Annotated in this window: 15 protein-coding genes; 6 read left to right on the top strand and 9 right to left on the bottom strand. The window is 41.0% G+C overall.

Annotation, left to right across the window (positions count from 1 at the left end):
- Positions 1–40 precede the first annotated feature (40 nt).
- Positions 41–1522 (bottom strand): inorganic triphosphatase, encoded by a 1482-nt coding sequence (locus K5Q58_RS08090; protein ID WP_220753439.1) that lies wholly within the window; start codon positions 1520–1522, stop codon positions 41–43.
- A 224-nt stretch (positions 1523–1746) separates the two neighbouring features.
- Between K5Q58_RS08090 and K5Q58_RS08085 the strand changes: the two genes are divergently transcribed.
- The 6 genes from K5Q58_RS08085 to K5Q58_RS08060 all read left to right on the top strand — a co-directional run bounded on the left by K5Q58_RS08085 (position 1747) and on the right by K5Q58_RS08060 (position 7966).
- Positions 1747–2430: a TIGR00153 family protein gene (locus tag K5Q58_RS08085; RefSeq protein ID WP_220753438.1), complete on the top strand. Its 684-nt coding sequence runs from the start codon at positions 1747–1749 to the stop codon at positions 2428–2430.
- 25 nt (positions 2431–2455) lie between these two features.
- Positions 2456–3724: an inorganic phosphate transporter gene (locus K5Q58_RS08080; RefSeq protein ID WP_220753437.1), complete on the top strand. Its 1269-nt coding sequence runs from the start codon at positions 2456–2458 to the stop codon at positions 3722–3724.
- 249 nt (positions 3725–3973) lie between these two features.
- Positions 3974–4537 carry a TIGR04211 family SH3 domain-containing protein gene (locus tag K5Q58_RS08075; protein WP_308443221.1) on the top strand — a complete coding sequence of 188 codons (564 nt, stop codon included), beginning with the start codon at positions 3974–3976 and terminating at the stop codon, positions 4535–4537.
- Positions 4538–5025: 488 nt separating this feature from the next.
- A complete protein-coding gene (locus K5Q58_RS08070; protein WP_220753511.1) occupies positions 5026–6384 on the top strand; it encodes a Na+/H+ antiporter NhaC family protein in 1359 nt (452 codons plus the stop codon).
- 161 nt (positions 6385–6545) lie between these two features.
- Entirely contained in the window at positions 6546–7250 is a 705-nt protein-coding gene (locus K5Q58_RS08065; protein WP_220753435.1) for a hypothetical protein, read from the top strand.
- A gap of 14 nt (positions 7251–7264) precedes the next feature.
- A complete protein-coding gene (locus tag K5Q58_RS08060) occupies positions 7265–7966 on the top strand; it encodes a pseudouridine synthase (protein WP_220753510.1) in 702 nt (233 codons plus the stop codon).
- A 25-nt stretch (positions 7967–7991) separates the two neighbouring features.
- Here K5Q58_RS08060 and K5Q58_RS08055 read toward each other — a convergent pair whose 3' ends face one another.
- From K5Q58_RS08055 to K5Q58_RS08020, 8 genes are all read right to left on the bottom strand, one after another.
- Entirely contained in the window at positions 7992–10148 is a 2157-nt protein-coding gene (locus K5Q58_RS08055) for a S46 family peptidase (protein ID WP_220753434.1), read from the bottom strand.
- A gap of 265 nt (positions 10149–10413) precedes the next feature.
- Positions 10414–11619 carry an amino acid permease gene (locus K5Q58_RS08050; RefSeq protein ID WP_220753433.1) on the bottom strand — a complete coding sequence of 402 codons (1206 nt, stop codon included), beginning with the start codon at positions 11617–11619 and terminating at the stop codon, positions 10414–10416.
- 460 nt (positions 11620–12079) lie between these two features.
- The gene (nqrF, locus tag K5Q58_RS08045; RefSeq protein WP_220753432.1) at positions 12080–13297 is read right to left on the bottom strand and encodes an NADH:ubiquinone reductase (Na(+)-transporting) subunit F; all 1218 of its coding nucleotides are present in this window, start codon (positions 13295–13297) and stop codon (positions 12080–12082) included.
- A 76-nt stretch (positions 13298–13373) separates the two neighbouring features.
- Complete coding sequence (nqrE, locus tag K5Q58_RS08040; protein WP_055025195.1) at positions 13374–13982, bottom strand: NADH:ubiquinone reductase (Na(+)-transporting) subunit E; 609 nt, start codon at positions 13980–13982, stop codon at positions 13374–13376.
- 5 nt (positions 13983–13987) lie between these two features.
- Entirely contained in the window at positions 13988–14608 is a 621-nt protein-coding gene (locus tag K5Q58_RS08035; RefSeq protein ID WP_220753431.1) for an NADH:ubiquinone reductase (Na(+)-transporting) subunit D, read from the bottom strand.
- Positions 14608–15378 (bottom strand): Na(+)-translocating NADH-quinone reductase subunit C, encoded by a 771-nt coding sequence (locus K5Q58_RS08030; RefSeq protein WP_220753430.1) that lies wholly within the window; start codon positions 15376–15378, stop codon positions 14608–14610. The genes K5Q58_RS08035 and K5Q58_RS08030 overlap by 1 nt, the downstream gene beginning before the upstream one ends.
- Positions 15368–16585, bottom strand: a complete 1218-nt coding sequence (locus K5Q58_RS08025; protein ID WP_220753429.1) for an NADH:ubiquinone reductase (Na(+)-transporting) subunit B — start codon at positions 16583–16585, stop codon at positions 15368–15370. The genes K5Q58_RS08030 and K5Q58_RS08025 overlap by 11 nt, the downstream gene beginning before the upstream one ends.
- Positions 16585–17946 carry a Na(+)-translocating NADH-quinone reductase subunit A gene (locus K5Q58_RS08020; protein ID WP_220753428.1) on the bottom strand — a complete coding sequence of 454 codons (1362 nt, stop codon included), beginning with the start codon at positions 17944–17946 and terminating at the stop codon, positions 16585–16587. Before K5Q58_RS08020 ends, K5Q58_RS08025 begins: the two co-directional genes overlap by 1 nt.
- Between the last annotated feature and the right edge of the window lie 78 nt (positions 17947–18024).

Raw genomic sequence — 18024 nt, 5'->3', positions numbered from 1 at the left:
CTAACTTAGTAATAAATTTAGCTAGCAACTGCACTTACCATTACCAATACGGTTGATTATTAAGCGCACTTTTACGTGAATGTTCCATCGCAAATAATAAACTTTGCTCTTTATCCTCTAACCAACCAGAAATATCCACCTCACTATCTTGGGTCAATTTAGCCAATAATTGATAACAACCTAAGGTTTGGATCCCTAACGCTAAGTCTTGCCAAGGTGCACGAAACGCTTCTCTGTCTTCTTCTTGATAAAGTTCACCATAAGCAAAACCAACCAAAATACTCTCATCTAACGCTTGAGCCACTTTTTGATAATCTAAACTATCCATCGCGGCGCTGACTGGCATTACATCGACAATTCTTTGCCATGAATCTTGTTGTAAATGATTAGCAAATAAACCAAGCTCTGGGTAATCGACCAGTTGATGACCACCATTAGTCGTTTTTAATAATAAATCCACTAACGATAATTGCAGTTGCCCGTATTCTGGCACTTGCCAAAGTTGTGCAAGTTTATGAGTTGAAACTAACTCGGTGACACTTTTTAATACCAATTCAGTAATGACAGTTTTATTGACTCGCTTACCGAGGAGTTTTTTCTGTTCATCTAAAATTAGACTCAAACTCTGTAAAGGCTCAATGAACTGCATTTGCTGTTCTATTAATTCAAAATATTGCAGTACTTGTTTACTAAGTAAACCAAACTGACTCAAGGTCAATCTTAATAACCTGACACATGCTCGAAGTTGCATCCAAAGTTTAGCTTGGTGCGGTATATCTTGTGTTTCCAGCAATAAAGACTCAATGTTCTGCCAACGCTCGATACCGGTTTCAAGTAAAACCTTAAGGGTTTTCGATAAACTCTTGTCTGCCGGCAGGCAAATATAGTCAATTTTTTCTAGTGGTGCTGAGTGTTGATGGCCCGATAACTGATATCCTCGTTGAGCTTTACTGGCTTTGCCTAAGCGAACAGGAATAACTCGCGCAACTTCAATGGCCAAATGTAATAAGGCTGAGGCTTCCCCTGCAAGTAGTTCAAACTCAATTTCACAAATCGGTTCAGTCTGACCATTAGCAATCACATCACCCAAATCAAAAGCGACCTCTACTAAGCTGCCTTCGATATATATATGCCAAGCCTGACGGGTAAAATTAGTTTCAAAAACACAGTGTAAGTCATCTTGTAGCGCATCAACATCGGCCTCATTTGGCCAGATTTCTTTAGGAAATAAATCAAGTGACGGAGTATTTTGTTCGATAGCAATATTGTATTCAGGACGAGTGTGAATGCCACCTATTACCGAGCCTGCTGTTTTAATGGTTTGTTCAGTGAAGTTTTCGCTATTTCTGACCCGTAAACCCATTTTCCAACGACGAAATTGTAATGTAGCAGTATCAAAATATTTATTTGATAAATGACGGGTTTCTTGTGGTGTCGATTCACTCATCCCACTGAGCAAACTTACTAATAAATCATGATGTTGCGACTGCATAAACAGCTTAAGTTCTATCTCAGCGTCCATTGACTTCTTACTCACCTTGTCATTAAATCTTCATAAATGCGTCATGATAAGTTCATAATGTCACATTTCTGTAATAAAAATCCCTTAGGATTGCGCAACTCAGTTCTATATACTGAGCGATAATAACTGTAGATTAAATTAAAAACACAGTTTCAATATGCGGACGCTTGAGGTAACATGCGCCCGTTTTTCCAACTTTGGAATCATTAAATAGGTTAACCGCAATGCCAGTAAACTCTATTTTAGGTGTGTTTGCAAAATCACCCCTTAAACCATTAGAACAGCATATAGATAAAGTACACGAATGTGCATCTTTACTAATTCCATTCTTTGAAGCTACAACTTCAGGTGATTGGGACGAAGCTGTGAATGTACGTAAGCAAATTAGCTTATTAGAAAATGACGCTGACGCGCTAAAGCGTGAAATTCGTCTTACCCTTCCTAGTGGATTGTTTATGCCTGTAGAGCGTACTGACTTGCTTGAGTTATTAACTCAGCAAGACAAAATCGCCAACAAAGCTAAAGACATCTCAGGCCGAATTATTGGTCGCCAATTAGTTTTCCCTCAACCAGTTCAAGCACCGTTTAAAGCTTACCTCAAACGTTGTTTAGATGCTGTCTCTCTTGCTAAGCAAGCAATTAACGAACTCGATGACCTTCTAGAAACAGGTTTCCGTGGTCGTGAAGTCGAATTAGTCGCTAAGATGATCAATGAATTAGATCTGATTGAAGCTGATTCTGATGATCTGCAGATCCAAGTACGTCGTTTACTACTAAGCTTGGAAGCAGATTTGAATCCTGTCGATGTAATGTTTATGTACAAAATCATCGAATGGGTTGGAGGCTTAGCTGATTTAGCTGAGCGTGTAGGCTCTCGCCTTGAGTTAATGTTAGCTCGTAGTTCATAACTAAAAAAGTTATCAAGGAAACAACATGGTTGATGTATTAGTCACCAATGGTCCAATGCTAATTGGTATTGCGGCTGTATTTGGATTTCTGATGGCATGGGGTATTGGCGCAAATGACGTTGCTAATGCTATGGGAACCTCAGTAGGTTCCAACGCTATCACAATCAAACAAGCAATTATTATTGCAATGATCTTTGAGTTTGCCGGTGCTTATTTAGCAGGTGGTGAAGTCACAAGTACCATTCGTAAAGGTATTATCGATGCAAGCTTCTTCGTCGACTCACCTGAACTATTGGTATATGGCATGATCGGCTCTTTATTAGCTGCGGGTTTGTGGTTAATCGCAGCGTCGGCTTTAGGCTGGCCTGTATCTACAACTCACTCCATCATTGGCGCCATCGTTGGTTTCGCTGCTGTAGGTGTGGGTACGGAAGCTGTCGAATGGGGTAAAGTTGTTGGCATTATCGGCTCATGGGTGGTGACACCTGCGATTTCCGGCTTCATTGCTTTCATGCTATTCCAAAGTGTTCAAAAGTTAATTTTCAACACAGATGACCCTTTAGCTAACGCAAAACGTTATGTGCCTTTTTACATGGGGCTTGCGGGCTTTATCATGTCGCTTGTGACTATCACAAAAGGGCTTAAGCACGTTGGTCTTCATTTCTCAACCGTTGAAGCATACGGCTTAGCACTTGCTGTTGCTATTGGTGTGGGGATATTCGGTAAGGTGGCAATTGGTCGCTTGAACATGCCAACCAATGTTAACCGCCAAGCAGAATATGCCAACGTTGAAAAAGTATTTGCTATCTTAATGGTCGTAACCGCTTGTTGTATGGCGTTCGCTCACGGTTCAAATGACGTTGCTAACGCAATTGGCCCATTAGCAGCAGTTGTTTCTGTTGTTAACAGTGGCGGTGAAATTGAATCTAAAGCAGCATTAGCTTGGTGGATCCTTCCTTTAGGTGCTGTAGGTATCGTAATGGGACTAGCTATCTTTGGTAAGCGTGTAATGCAAACCATCGGTAAAAACATTACTCACCTAACACCAAGTCGCGGTTTTGCTACAGAATTAGCCGCAGCGTCTACTGTTGTTATTGCTTCTGGTACAGGTCTTCCTATCTCAACAACACAAACGCTTGTTGGTGCTGTTTTAGGTGTGGGAATGGCGCGTGGTATCGCAGCGATTAATATCGGTGTAGTCCGTAATATTGTCATCTCTTGGGTTGTTACTCTCCCAGCAGGTGCTGCATTATCTATCTTGTTCTTCTTCACCATTAAAGGTGTATTTAGCTAAGATAGCTTATTGCTAAAATGCTTTAAAAGCCGGTCATGAAAAATGCCCGGCTTTTTTGTATCTATCGATTAATCGCCAAGAGTTATTCCGTCTAACCTTATTTTTACCGCTTTTTTAGCTAAAAAATCACATTTACATCAGTAATCCCGCTTATTTAAATAAGACTTTGACGTTCTTCCTTGCAATCAAGTCGCTAAATAAATAGCATGACGGATAGTTCTAATGGTATGGAAAAATAACGTGTTCAGAATGCTTACAATAGTAGCCTTGCTACTTCTCTCTAAAGGTTTAATGGCTCAAACGCATTACATTACTGACGATGTGTTTATTTACATCCACGGTGGTCCAGGTACTCAGTATCGTATTTTAGGCAGCATTGAAGCCGGCCAAACAATTACGTTATTAAACGAGACTCAAAACGATTACAGTAAAATTCGTGATCATAAAGATCGTGAAGGTTGGGTAAAATCTGACTTGATTGAAACGGGATCAAGTTTACGAACTCGCTTACCTATTGTTGAAGCTGAACTAGTGCAGACCAAAGCCACCTTAGCGCAATTAGATCAAAGTTCAGAATCAGTTGCTCGTGAGCTGACATCGTCAAATAACCAAATATCTTCTTTGCAATCTGAGCTGGCAAAAGTCACTAATGAACGCGATACGGCTAATCAACAGCTGCAATCAATTAAAGACAATGCCCAATCAAAAATGTGGCAACAGGGTGCGTTAATTGCTGGTTTAGGGGCATTAATCGGCATTATCTTGGTTTACTTACCAAGACCTCAGCGCAAGCAGAAAAGTCGCTGGATGTAATCTCTACAGATTTTCTCAAATTAAAAGCCAATGCAATGCATTGGCTTTTTTGTTTATCTGCTGGTTTCAAGCCTAACTTAAAACTAAAAGCTTAAATAAAGCGGTTTCAAATGATCAATTTTCTACCTTATTACTACTCAATCGACCATGGCACTGACATCGATAACGGCAGTCATCTAAAAAAATATTAAAACCGACTAGGTTACGGGCGGTTTGTTCTTAAGCACAACTTGCTCACCTTTTCAGCTTGCACAACAAATTTTAAACACCAATGTTAATTTAACAAAACAAAATATAGTGTACTTTGTAAAAGTTGGCTCAGAAGCAAAGAAGTCTAGACGTCTAGATTGACACTAATTTGCAGATCTCCTATGCTTGCCAGACCTTAAGAGAGCATCATAATACTACTTATTAATGCAGAGTTTGCTAAAGTAGTTGATTGCATCAAAAGACGCTTAACCCGATTTACTAAAATTAATAAGATTGAAATCAATAAGACTAAAAGAGAGACGACCTTGACGACACAAAACACCACCACGACGAGCCCAGCCTCCTTTATCGCTTTATTGCCGCTATTCGCCTTCCTAGCCCTATTTATTGGCGCTGGCGTATACTTCCAAAGCCAAGGCGTCGATTTTGCTTTCTATCAACTACCAAGTGTTATCGCTATTTTACCAGCTATAATCTTGGCCTTGCTTTTATCTAAGCAGAAATTAAACCAATCTATCGATACTTTTATTGCTGGTATCGGTCACAGCAACATCATCGCGATGTGTTTGATTTATTTACTTGCTGGTGCATTTGCATCGGTAGCAAAAGCAACTGGCGGTGTCGATGCAACTGTTGCGTTGGGTCTATCAATGATCCCGTCAAGCATGTTGCTACCAGGCTTCTTCGTTATTGCAGCTTTCATTGCCACAGCTATGGGAACGTCAATGGGCACTATCGCAGCTGTGGCACCAATCGCATTAGGTGTAGCTGATCAAGCGCAAATTGACTATGCATTAATGGCTGGTGCTGTTATGTCTGGTGCATTATTCGGAGATAACCTATCAATTATTTCTGATACTACGATTGCAGCAACTCGCACCCAAGGCTGTGAAATGAAAGATAAGTTCCGTGAGAACTTAATTTTCGCCTTACCTGCATCCTTGATAACTCTGACCCTGTTTGCTTTTGCTGGCCAGGGGCAAGCTGAAGTTGCAGCACAAGAAATTGATATCATCAATGTAATCCCTTACTTAACAATTCTATTTTTAGCCGTTGCAGGTGTAAACGTATTCGTGGTGCTAACCGTAGGTATTTTACTGGCTGGTGCAACGGGTTTGTTTGTAGCTAATTACGGTGTAATCCAGTTTGGGCAGGATATTTATGCTGGTTTCACAAATATGCAAGAAATCTTCATCCTTTCAATGTTAGTTGGTGGCCTAGCCGCATTAATGCAGCAGCAAGGTGGATTAAAGTTTGTTAGCGAGAAAATTGAAGCGTTGATTAAACGTTTCTCTAAAGCCAAAGGTGGCACTTCAACTCGTGCAGCTGAATTAGGCATGGCGAGCATTGTTGCAGCAACCAATACCTGTGTGGCAAACAACACAGTATCGATTGTTGTTGCTGGTGACATTGCTAAAGATTTAGCCCAAAAGCATGGCGTAGAACCCAAACGTGCAGCAAGCGTTTTAGATATCTTTGCATGTATCGTACAAGGACTTATTCCTCATGGTGCACAGGCATTATTGATTGCTTCAACTTTTGCAATAAGCCCAATCGCTGCGATATCGAACGCTTGGTATTGCATGATATTAGCAGTTGTTGCCATCGCCATCGTTATTCTACGTAAACGTCACTAAGTAACGCGCTAGCACAAAATTTTACCCCATTATTAAGCCTGATATTGACGAGCCACATGGCAGTTAACGTCAGGTTTTTACGTATTTCAGTTAATGAAATACGTAATATAATGATAATCTGTCTTTACGATTAGGTTAATAAAAATTGGTAATTCCTGCCCATGTCTCAGACTATTGAAGTAAATAAACATTACGACTTACATTTAATGATTATTTTCATGTCTTTAGCGACGGCGCTAATTAGCGGGCTAGGTATAGGTACTGCTTTAATTGCTGAAGTTTCTCGTTTAGGCGTCAGCCCTCTTAGCATCCGTGCTGATACTTTAGGTGATTACTTGACCTCGCCACTGGCCATTGTTTACAACATGGGCTTAGTCATTGGCGGGGCTTGTTTAATGCTATCAATGCTTGCACGGTATTTTGTGTTTGAAGATTTTTACAGCAGGACCATTACTATCACAGGTGCTATTTTGGGGGTATTGATCGTATTAATCGGCATTTTTCCGATTAACTTTCTCGAACAACATCGCTTCTTCTCTACTGGTTACCTCATTTGTACTTTCATGCTCCACAGTTTTTGTTTTATTGATTACTTCAGAAAAAATAGCTCTCTTACGACTTCTTTATTTGGCTTTAACATTGTTGGGCTTATTTTCTCAGTCGCATTGATGTACTTACTTAACTGGTCAACATTAGACTTTGATCCTTGTACTCACAAACTCAATGATATCTGCTGGGTATCGTTAGTGATGTGGGTACTGACCCAAGCCAATATTCTGTGGTGTGTTGTACTGGGCTTAAATATGAAAAAGATGATCAAAACCCAACAAAAGCAGCTTGCAACTCTAACATTGGCGAGCCAGTAACCTTGCCCGTCAAAATGCGTTTAGAGCAGTACCTCGCCCATTGTGGTGTCAGTTCAAGGCGCCAAGCACAGCGCCTCATTGCCGCTGGCCGAGTCAGCTTTAACGGCCAAGTCGCCTCCGCATTAGACCGGGTGAGCGAATCAGCAGTTAGCCCCAACATTTTATTAGATGGTGCGCCAATTGCTCCGATTGAGAGTAAACAGTATTGGCTGTATAACAAACCTGTTGGTATTGATTGCCGCTTATTGCCCGACCTTCCTGCAAGTCTCATCCATATACTGCCTCCTGCCCCAAGACTTTACCCTGCAGGCAGGTTAGACAAGGATTCACGAGGACTGTTATTACTCACCAATGATGGTGAGTTAACTCATAGATTAATGCATCCAGATTTTGGTCATGAAAAAGTCTACCTAGTGACTGTTGATCGCAACTTCACTGAAGATTTCATGACCCAAATGAGTCAAGGAGTGAGTTACCGTGACGTCACCACTAAGCCTTGTAAAGTCGTCGCAATAAGTGACAATCAATTTGAAATAACCCTAACTCAAGGGTTAAACAGACAAATCCGCAGAATGGCTAAAGCGTTGGGGTATAACGTGATTGATTTAGTCCGTTTGAGTATGATGAATTGCCAGTTATCAGATTTAGCAGAAACAAAAATGCGGCCCCTAGAGGCCGCAGAAATTTCAATGTTAAGGCACTTACTTAAACTCTAGGTGCCGCTTTCTTGAGTTTGTAAAATTATTTAACGATTTCCATCTCTTCAAGCAAGTTGTCAGCATTATCTAAATACTTCATTACCCACAACATATAACGGCTGTCTACTTGAATAGAACGGTTAGTTTCAGGATCGTAACCCCAATCACCAATAATACTCTCGTAAACACCATCAAATAGCAGACCGACAAGTTCAGCGCGTCCATTTAAGGTCGGTGAACCAGAGTTACCACCAGTTGTATCAAGGGTAGATAAAAAGTTAACCGGAACAGAATCAAGCGACTTCACATAGTAATCGCCGTATTGCTTTTGGTTGATCAATTCAAGTTGTTTAGCCGGTGCATCAAATGGATCTGCGCCAGTATCTTTTGCAACAATACCTTCTAAGCGTGTGAATGGTACTGCCACTAACCCATCTTGTGGGCTGTAGCCTTTCACATTACCCACAGTCACTCTTAGGCTAGAGTTTGCATCAGCGTATACAGGCTTATCTAATTCGCGGTTATAAGCAATAATAGCGTCCATGTATTGAGGGCGCACTTTCATCAAGTCACCAGCAAGTTGCTTTTTATCAAGCTCACGCTTCATTCTTTCATCATAAGTACTGACGGCATACTGAATGAATGGATCCTTCGATTTTTTAAACTCTGCTACAGATTTGTCCATCCACGCTAAACGGGTTTCTTTATCCGATAATGTCGTTTTAGCGTACATTTTATCGAGGTTCTTGCTGAACTTAGCTTCATCAAACTTTTTACCAATAGCGAATGCTTTATCAAATGCTGGTAAACGCTGCTCAGTTGGCAACGCGGCATAGCGTTTGATTAAATCCGCAAGCATGGCTTTATCTACACTAGCAGCATAACGACGTTCAATACGCTCCATACCAGAGGTAAAGTTAGTCATATCACGTTCTTGATAACCTGGTTCACGTTCCATATCAGGTAACGCTTTTTCGTTAGCAAGACGATATAAACGGCTCGCTGTGCTCATCATGGTGCTATAGCCCATGTAACTCAACAGTAAATCACGTTCTTGATCTTGTTGACTCTTGGCAATCAACTTATCTAACTCAGCCAGTGTTTCACCATATTGTGACTGACGCTTTTTATCAGCTTTGATCCATTTGGCCAGTTTTTGCTCAAGACCTTTACGCTCTTCAAGCATTGGTGACTTGCCGTAAAACTCAATCATTGAGGTAAAGTTTTTAGCGTAGTTAGCTAAACCTGCAATCGAACTTTCATATTTAATTCGCTCGTCACTGCCTTCTGGTGCAGTTTCTTTAATAATTTCAATTAAACGCTCGCGTAAAACCTTACCTTCTGGGTATGCCCATTCAAATTGGTTTTCTACTTCGTTTGCTGTGCGGTAACGGTTTGTACGACCAGGGTAGCCGGCAACCATAACAAAATCGCCATCGCTCACACCTTTAGCCGATACTTTTAGGAAGCTTTTTGGCTCGTAAGGTACATTGTCTTTACTGAAGTCAGCAGGTTTACCATCTTTACCAACATAAGCTCGGTAAAAAGAGAAGTCACCAGTATGACGTGGCCACATCCAGTTATCGATATCGCCACCATATTTACCCACACTACCCGCTGGGTTATAAGTTAAGCGTACGTCACGAATTTCCATTTGTTTAACTAAGTAATACTCAAGTCCGCCGTGAAAGCTGTAAACCTTACAGCGGTAACCATCTTCGGCTTCACACTCAGCAACAAGCGCTTTCTCTTTTTGCTCAATCCCTTTATAAAAGTCGTTACCCACTTTATTCATTTCGCCTGATTTTACTTGCTCAGTCACATCCGTCACTTCTTCTGTTACAAAAATGCGAGAACCAGGTGTTGCCGGTAATTCATCAGCATAGGTTTTTGCTAAAAAACCGTCTTTTAATAAGTTATTCTCTGGCGTTGAGTTGTACTGGATTGAACCATAAGCACAATGATGGTTAGTAACGACTAAGCCCTTAGGTGAAACAAATGATGCGGTACACCCACCGAGGCTAATCACAGCATTCATAGGGTATTCAGTCAATTTAGAAATTGAATTAACATCAATTTCCAATCCTTTCGCTTTTAATTCATCAGCCATTGCAGGTAGCTGATAAGGCTGCCACATTCCTTCATCTGCTTGAGAGGCAAATGATGCCAATATTGCAGCGCTTAATAACCATGTTTTCATTGTAATAATTCCATTTTTTAAGTTAGTACACTTTGTGACTTATTATTCTTTTATGCCAATTACTAAAGTCTATTCCTGATAAAGTAATTTAAAAACAATGCTTTAAACCTAAACCAGGTTAAAACTCAGTATGTTTGACCCACAAAAAAGTCAGGCATATAGCCTGACTTTATCATATAGAAACAAATTAAAAATAGCGGTTGTAAAACTCCGTTACATTCTTATTGCTATCGTCTGACCTAAACTGTTCATTTATTGTGTCAATTTAGCCTAAAGCAACCATCAACTGAGCCAGAACAATTAATACACCCAGTAAACCTGTGATACCTAATGCGAGATTACCACCGCTAACTTGGTAGCCTCCCATTTGCGCTTTACGTTGCTTAAGTGCCATCGCTATCGGTAAAAATATAATCATCACAACTAATGGAATTGCAGCAAAACCAAGTACCTGGAAGAATCCGTCAGGGTAGTAAAGCGCACAAAGTAATGGTGGCACAAAGGTAATTAACCATGTTTTAGCTCGACCTGCAGTGTCATCTTTTGCTCGCGTAAGCTCTGCGACATAGTCGAATAAGCTCATAGTCACACCTAAAAATGACGTTACTAAGGCAAGGTTTGCAAATAAATCAATAAATTGACTGACAATAGCCGACTGAGCAACACCTTGTAGCGCAATCACGAGCTCTGGTAATGAACCTGCAAATCCATGAACAGTCTCGCCACCTAATGTTCCTAGCGTCACAAGTATCCATAAGATGTAGCAAAATAGCGGAATTGTAGAACCAATCAATAAGATTTTTCGCAGTGACATCGCATCACCATCAAGGTAGCGCACGATAGTTGCAATACACACATGAAAACCAAATGAAGTAAACACTACAGGGATAGCGGCAAGCCATAACTGATCAAGCTTGTCACCTTCAGCAACATTGGCAGAAAAGTTAGTCAATGAAGCAACAATATTCACTTCAGGCAATAAGAAAGCTACCACTAACACCAACAACACGATCATCGAAGTAAATAAAACTCGGGAAATTTTATCAATCCATTTCACGCCAACAGCAATTACGCCACCAAAAACGAGGGTAAACAATAGCACTGACACTTGGTTATTTAAGTCAACACCAAGCAGAGGCTCTAGACGGGATTCAAGTAGTGAAGAACCGCCCATTAGATAAACCATAGTGAGTGCAAATAACAAGCTCAGAAAAGAAGCTCCCTGAATTAACTGACCCACTTTACCTAAGGTTTTACCGGTAATGCCGTGTACATTATCACCTACACCAGCACGTAAATTAATTTCTAGCATCAGTAATGAGGTATAGGCTGATAATCCCCAAATTACTACCAGCAATAAAATTGCCGGCATAATACCTAATGCTGCTGTAGCAAGGGGTAAAGCTAACATGCCCCCACCAATCGCAGTTCCAGCCACAATGGCTATTGAGCCAAGCATTTTTAAATTCAAAACATGAGTCCCATTTAATTTTATTTATTGGTCGTTATAGTACGCAGCTGAAGTCTTATTGATGATCCATACTACGAATTCGACAGTATCAGATGCTTCTTGTAACAAGCAATAGGTATAGACAGATAAAGGCTTACAAGCGCGTTAATAAACAATTACGCAACAAACCATTAAAGACTTTAACGCAACAATTTTGCAATGGTGTAGCATTACAACACTACATTAATTATTACCATCGATATGAATAAAGATGACAAGAAACGAGATGTGGGATGTGAGATGTGAGATGTGAGATGTAGAAGATATTCTAGCCTAATATCTCATTGAGACTTAACCTTGGACGACTGCAGTAGGCTAACAGGTTATTATCTTTAAACAAGCATAAAAAAGCTGAAACCATGGTTTCAGCTTTTTAACTAACTATCGATATTTCTGCTAACTGCGTAGTAAGTTTCTAAAACTAGTCACCGAAATCATCGAGTAGAATATTTTCTTCTTCAACACCTAAGCTTTCTAGCATGCTGATAACTGAAGAGTTCATGATTGGAGGGCCACACATGTAGAACTCGCAATCTTCTGGTGCTTTATGGTCTTTGAGATAGTTCTCAAGTAACACGGTATGAATAAAACCAGTGTATCCCTGCCAATTATCCTCTGGTAAAGGATCTGACAGCGCTACGTGCCATTCGAAGTTGTCATTTTCAGCTGCTAACATATCGAAATCTTCTTGATAGAAAATCTCTCTAGCTGAACGAGCACCATACCAAAATGTCATTTTACGTTTGGTTTGCTTACTCTTTAATTGATCAAAGATATGCGAACGCATTGGCGCCATACCTGCCCCACCACCGACAAATACCATTTCAGCATCAGTCTCTTTTACAAAGAATTCACCGAATGGACCTGAGATAGTGACCTTATCACCAGCTTTAAGGTTGAAGATGTATGAAGACATTTTACCTGGTGGTAAATCATTATTCGGCGGTGTAGCAATACGTACATTTAGCATAATTCGCCCTTGCTCATCTGGATAATTTGCCATTGAGTAAGCACGCAACACATCTTCATCAACCGTAGACACTAAGTTAAATAATTCGAAGCGCTCCCAGTCATCACGGTACTGCTCAGGAATATCAAAGTCGGCATATCTCACTTCATGGGCTGGTGCTTCAATTTGAATATAGCCACCCGCTTTGAAATGAACCTCTTCGCCCTCTGGTACTTTAAGCAATAACTCTTTAATGAATGTCGCTTGGTTATTATTGGAAATAACCTCACACTGCCACTTTTTCACACCAAAGATCTCTTCGTCGACTTCTAATTCCATGTCAGTACGTACAGCAACCTGACAGGCTAAACGACAGCCTTCTTTCGCTTCTTTCTTAGTAATATGGTCAAGCTCTGTTGCTAAAATATCACCGCCACCTGATTTAACGGTTACTCGGCACTGTCCACAAGTACCACCACCGCCACAAGCTGATGGAATAAAGATATTCTTACCAGCCAAAGCTCCCAGCAGTTTATCTCCCGCGGGAGTACGCACACTTTTGTCTGCGTCACCATTGATCCCAATGGTGACATCACCAGTATTCACCAATTTACTTTTGGCGAATAGAATTACCATCACTAGCAAGCTTACCACTATGGTAAACATGCCTATGCCAATTGCCATTTCCATTAAATGTACCTTCTCAACAATTTGTCATCACTCAGAGAATTCATATTCGATTGCATTGTCATTTCTAAGCACCACACTATAAGGTAATTCCAGCGAAAGACATGAAACCCAACGCCATCAACCCTGTGGTAATAAAGGTAATACCGATACCCTGTAAACCTAGCGGAATAGCATGAAACTTCATTCGTTCACGAAGACCGGCTAGCAAGATAATCGCCATTGCCCACCCCACTGCACTACCACCAGCAAATACCATAGACTCAACCAAGTTGTAATCACGGTTTGCCATAAAAATAACACCTGCAAAAATCGCACAGTTAACGGTTAGCAGTGGTAAGAAAATCCCTAGGGACTGATACAAGGTTGGAATATAACGTTCAAGGAACATTTCCAAAATTTGTACCAAGGCAGCAATTACCCCGATAAAGGTAATAAGCTGCAAATAGCTTAGATTTAACTCAGGAAATCCAGCCCAAGCAAGCGCACCGGGCGCGAGTACATTTACGTAAATAACTTGGTTCAAAGGGACAGCTAGCATCATCACGACGATAACAGCAATACCTAAACCAAAAGACGTTGATACTTTTTTAGATACCGCTAGGAACGTACACATACCTAAGAAAAATGACAGCGCCATGTTGTCGATAAACGCGGCTTGAATAAATAAATTAATATAATGTTCCATCGCCATTATCCTCTCTTACGCTGCACAACATTGATCGCCCAAATCATCACGCCGATCAAAAAGAATGCACTTGGTGGCAAGGTAAACATTTCGTTTGCAAGATACCAACCACCGTTTTCAATTGTGGTAAATATCTCGTGACCAAATAATGTTCCGCGTCCAAGAAGCTCTCGTACAAATGCGACTCCGAGTAATATCACGCCATAACCCATGGCATTACCCAACGCATCAACTAAGGCCAAATGCGGTGGGTATTTCATCGCAAAAGCTTCTGCTCGTCCCATAATGATACAGTTGGTGATAATCAAGCTCACAAACACCGATAATTGCTTTGAAAGCTCATAAGCAACGTCTTGTAGCACCATATCAACAATAATCACCAAAGAAGCAATTACAGTCATTTGAGCAATAATACGTACACTATTAGGGATGAAATTACGAATGGTCGAAATGATTAAGTTCGACATCACCAACACAAAGGTTACCGCCAATGTCATCACTAATGCCGTTTGCATTGAGTTACTGACAGCCAACGCAGAACATACGCCAAGCACTTGCATCGCTACTGGATTGTTAGCAAATATAGGCGAGGTTAAAATCTGCTTTGTAGATACTGAACTACTCATTATTTAGCCTCCGTCGTAGCAAATTGCTTGAGGAAAGTTTGATAGCCTTCAACACCAAACCAAAACTCAACTGCGCGTTGAATACCAACACCGGTTCTGGTTGCACCACTTACGCCATCAACGCCATGAATGTCGCCTTCTTTGGCTCCACCTTTAACGACTTTAATGGACATTTTGCCGTTTTCATCGAATAGTTGCTTACCTTTCCATAAGTCAGTCCATTCAGAATCAGTGACAAAATCGGCAATACCTGGCGTTTCACCATGTTCGTAAAAAATAATGTTCTCTACTGTGTTTAAGTCAGGTTTTACAGCTAAATAACCATAAATCATTGACCATAAACCTTTACCGTAAATCGGCATCACTAAGCTAGAAAGCTCTCCGCTTTCATTTCGCACTTCAAAAATACGAATATTGTCAGCGCGAGTTTTAATCTTAGCGGTATCTTTTTTAGGTTTAGAAGAGGTTTCAGGATTGATTGCCGCCATACGCTCGTCTAAATCCAGTAAGTTTTCTTGTGCAATAAACTCCCCAGATTCCAGATTCACCAGCTTTGGCGTAACACGTTCGCTAAATAATTCGCGGAAATCACCAGCACTGATATCAACATTGGCAGCACGTAATACAAATTGTTGTACTTCATCGCGCTTTTTAACCAGTTTACGTTCTTTGAGAATTTCAACGGTACCCGTGATCATAAACGAACAAACTAAACTCAGACTGATGATAAAGATCATCGTGCCTGCGACAGTATCTTTCTTAAAGGCCATGACGTTTTAGTCTCCGTTTAATGTTGGCGCGAGCCACCAGATAATCGAATAGCGGAGCCCATAAATTAGCAAATAAAATTGCCAACATTATGCCCTCAGGTAACTTCACGTTGAGTACTCGAATCAATACCGTCATAAAGCCAATCAAAGCGCCATAAGCATATTTAGCATTACGAGTATATGAGGCGGTTACAGGGTCAGTAGCCATAAACATCATACCCAAGGCAAAACCACCTGTGACAAGATGCCAAGTCCACGGCATTGCAGCAATTGAGTTCTTTGCTGGACCAAATAGATTGAATAAAATGGCAGTGACTATCATGCCTAACAATACGCCAGCAACCACTCGCCAATCAGCAACCCGAGTTAACAACAATACGCCGCCACCAATTAAGATTGCTAAAGTGCTGGTTTCACCAATCGAACCCGGAGTGAATCCTAAAAATGCATCCATCCACTTAGGATCTGATAACGCGCCTAGCCAGCTCACATCGGCGTATAAATTAGCGCGACTTGCGGCAGCTTCAGTTAGCGTAGTTGCGCCTGCGAAACCATCGACAGCCACAAACTGACTAATCGCAGCCACTTCCGTTGGATAAGCAAAGTAAATAAAGGCATAACCTGCAAGAGCAGGATTTAAAAAATTATACCCCATGCCGCCAAACATCTCTTTGGCCACAATTACCCCAAAACTCACACCGACGGCGATAATCCAAAGCGGAGTCGATACAGGAACAATTATCGAGAATAATAAAGCGGTAATGAAAAAGCCTTCGTGCAACTCTTGTCTGCGCATTTTGGCAAAAATAACTTCCCAAAATAAACACACGACTAATGTGGCCAGATAAATTGGCACATAATAACTTGCGCCATAAGCAAACAAACTTATCAAACCTGATTGTTCAGTAAGCTGACCAAATAATGCTGCAAATATAGCTAATTGCCAGCTTTCTGGCTGAGTAGCACCTGAGGAAATCGCCACTTGTGCTTGTAAACCTAGGTTATACATCCCGAAAAATAATACGGGTAATAAACACATACCTACAATGTGCATAGTGCGTTTTACATCAATCGCGTCACGAACATGCACTTTACCTTTGGTACTGCGTCCACGAGCGATCCATAAAGAGCGCAAATAGCTTTTCATCGAGTGACCATGAGCATAATAACGCTCTTGCTTACCCGGTTTGTTCTGTTGCTGACTCATTAACCTTCCCTCTCGATGATATCTAGGCAAGCACGTAACTCTTTGCCAAAGTCATATTTACCTGGGCAAACAAAAGTACACAAAGCTAAATCTTCTTCATCTAACTCTAATGCGCCAAGCAACTGCGCTTCATCGGTATCCCTCACCACCAAATCTCTTACCAATAAAGTAGGCAAAATATCTAATGGCATCACACGTGCTAATTGGCCAAAAGCCATCATGGCGCGAGGCGAGCCTCCAGCATGTGTAGTAAAATCAAATAACTTTTTCGTACGACTAAAACCCGACATCATAATGCCAGTTAGTGAAAACTTTTCTTTGTTGCGTTTAACCCAAGGTAAAAGCTCATGACGTGCATTTTCAGTTAACACACAAACTTGTGAATGATAACGGCCAAGGTAGTTATAAACACCAATCGCGGTGTGTCCTGAAAGTACAGAACCTGACACTACTCGCGAGTGGACGTCTTTAATTTCACTCTCAACCAATTCACCTAAATCACTACCAAGTTGAGTACGAAGTAATCGCGGCTTTAATACGTTAGGGCCAGCTAAAGCAACGACTCTTTCGTTAAACAGCTCACCAGTTTGAAATAGCTTGCCAAAAGCAATCACATCTTGGTAGCCAATATGCCAAACCACGTTTTCAATATTCACTGGGTGTAATAAATGTATATGAGTACCTACAAGGCCTGCAGGGTGAACACCACCAAACTGGTGAGATTCTACTTGCTCTATATCATTACCTGGTAAACTTACACCTTCTCCATGACATAACATCACTTTGCCATCGGTTAAACGAGTTAACGCCTGCATGCCAACTTCGAATGCTTGTTGATGTTCAGCAATGATAATGCGAGGATCAGCAGCTAATGGATTTGTATCCATCGCTGTTACGAAAATTGCAGAAGGTTCCGTTTCAATCGCAGGAATACGAGAAAAAGGACGAGTTCGCAGTGCAGTCCATAAGCCACTTTTTATTAAGTTAGCTTTCACAGCTTCACGAGATAAAGACAACACATTATCTGTTGATTCAAAGCTGACAGACTCATCACCTTCACAGCGAATCACTACCGACAGTAACACACGCTTTTCGCCACGGTTTATTGCAATAACCTCACCACTAGCGGGAGCAGTAAATATTACTCCAGGTGTTTTTTTATCTTCAAATAGGGCTTGGCCTTTTTTAACCATTTCCCCTTCTTCGACAAGCATTGTCGGTTTGAGGCCGACATACTCCTCGCCAAGGATAGCGACACGAGTCGTTTGTTTTTCCGATTCAATGATTTGTTGCGGTTGACCCGCAATAGGCACATCGAGGCCTCGTTTAATTGTTATAACCTGATTTGAGGATCCAGCCATTACTTGTAACCTTTAAAATTCAGATACCACATAATAAATAATTTTGTGAGCTAAATCCGCTATTAAAGTCACACCTTT

This window comes from Shewanella sp. KT0246, assembly GCF_019654955.1.
In the GTDB taxonomy this organism is placed as follows: domain Bacteria; phylum Pseudomonadota; class Gammaproteobacteria; order Enterobacterales; family Shewanellaceae; genus Shewanella; species Shewanella goraebulensis.
The sequence above is the reverse complement of the archived record's forward strand: the minus strand, read 5'-3'. Positions and strand labels throughout refer to the sequence as shown.

Coding starts and splice junctions, on each gene's coding strand:
- K5Q58_RS08030 (WP_220753430.1), bottom strand. CDS start 15,378: ATGGCCTTTAAGAAAGATACTGTCGCAGGCACGATGATCTTTATCATC.
- K5Q58_RS08025 (WP_220753429.1), bottom strand. CDS start 16,585: ATGAGTCAGCAACAGAACAAACCGGGTAAGCAAGAGCGTTATTATGCT.
- K5Q58_RS08085 (WP_220753438.1), top strand. CDS start 1,747: ATGCCAGTAAACTCTATTTTAGGTGTGTTTGCAAAATCACCCCTTAAA.
- K5Q58_RS08035 (WP_220753431.1), bottom strand. CDS start 14,608: ATGAGTAGTTCAGTATCTACAAAGCAGATTTTAACCTCGCCTATATTT.
- K5Q58_RS08090 (WP_220753439.1), bottom strand. CDS start 1,522: ATGGACGCTGAGATAGAACTTAAGCTGTTTATGCAGTCGCAACATCAT.
- K5Q58_RS08020 (WP_220753428.1), bottom strand. CDS start 17,946: ATGGCTGGATCCTCAAATCAGGTTATAACAATTAAACGAGGCCTCGAT.
- K5Q58_RS08060 (WP_220753510.1), top strand. CDS start 7,265: ATGCGTTTAGAGCAGTACCTCGCCCATTGTGGTGTCAGTTCAAGGCGC.
- K5Q58_RS08055 (WP_220753434.1), bottom strand. CDS start 10,148: ATGAAAACATGGTTATTAAGCGCTGCAATATTGGCATCATTTGCCTCT.
- nqrE (WP_055025195.1), bottom strand. CDS start 13,982: ATGGAACATTATATTAATTTATTTATTCAAGCCGCGTTTATCGACAAC.
- nqrF (WP_220753432.1), bottom strand. CDS start 13,297: ATGGAAATGGCAATTGGCATAGGCATGTTTACCATAGTGGTAAGCTTG.
- K5Q58_RS08075 (WP_308443221.1), top strand. CDS start 3,974: ATGCTTACAATAGTAGCCTTGCTACTTCTCTCTAAAGGTTTAATGGCT.
- K5Q58_RS08080 (WP_220753437.1), top strand. CDS start 2,456: ATGGTTGATGTATTAGTCACCAATGGTCCAATGCTAATTGGTATTGCG.
- K5Q58_RS08065 (WP_220753435.1), top strand. CDS start 6,546: ATGTCTCAGACTATTGAAGTAAATAAACATTACGACTTACATTTAATG.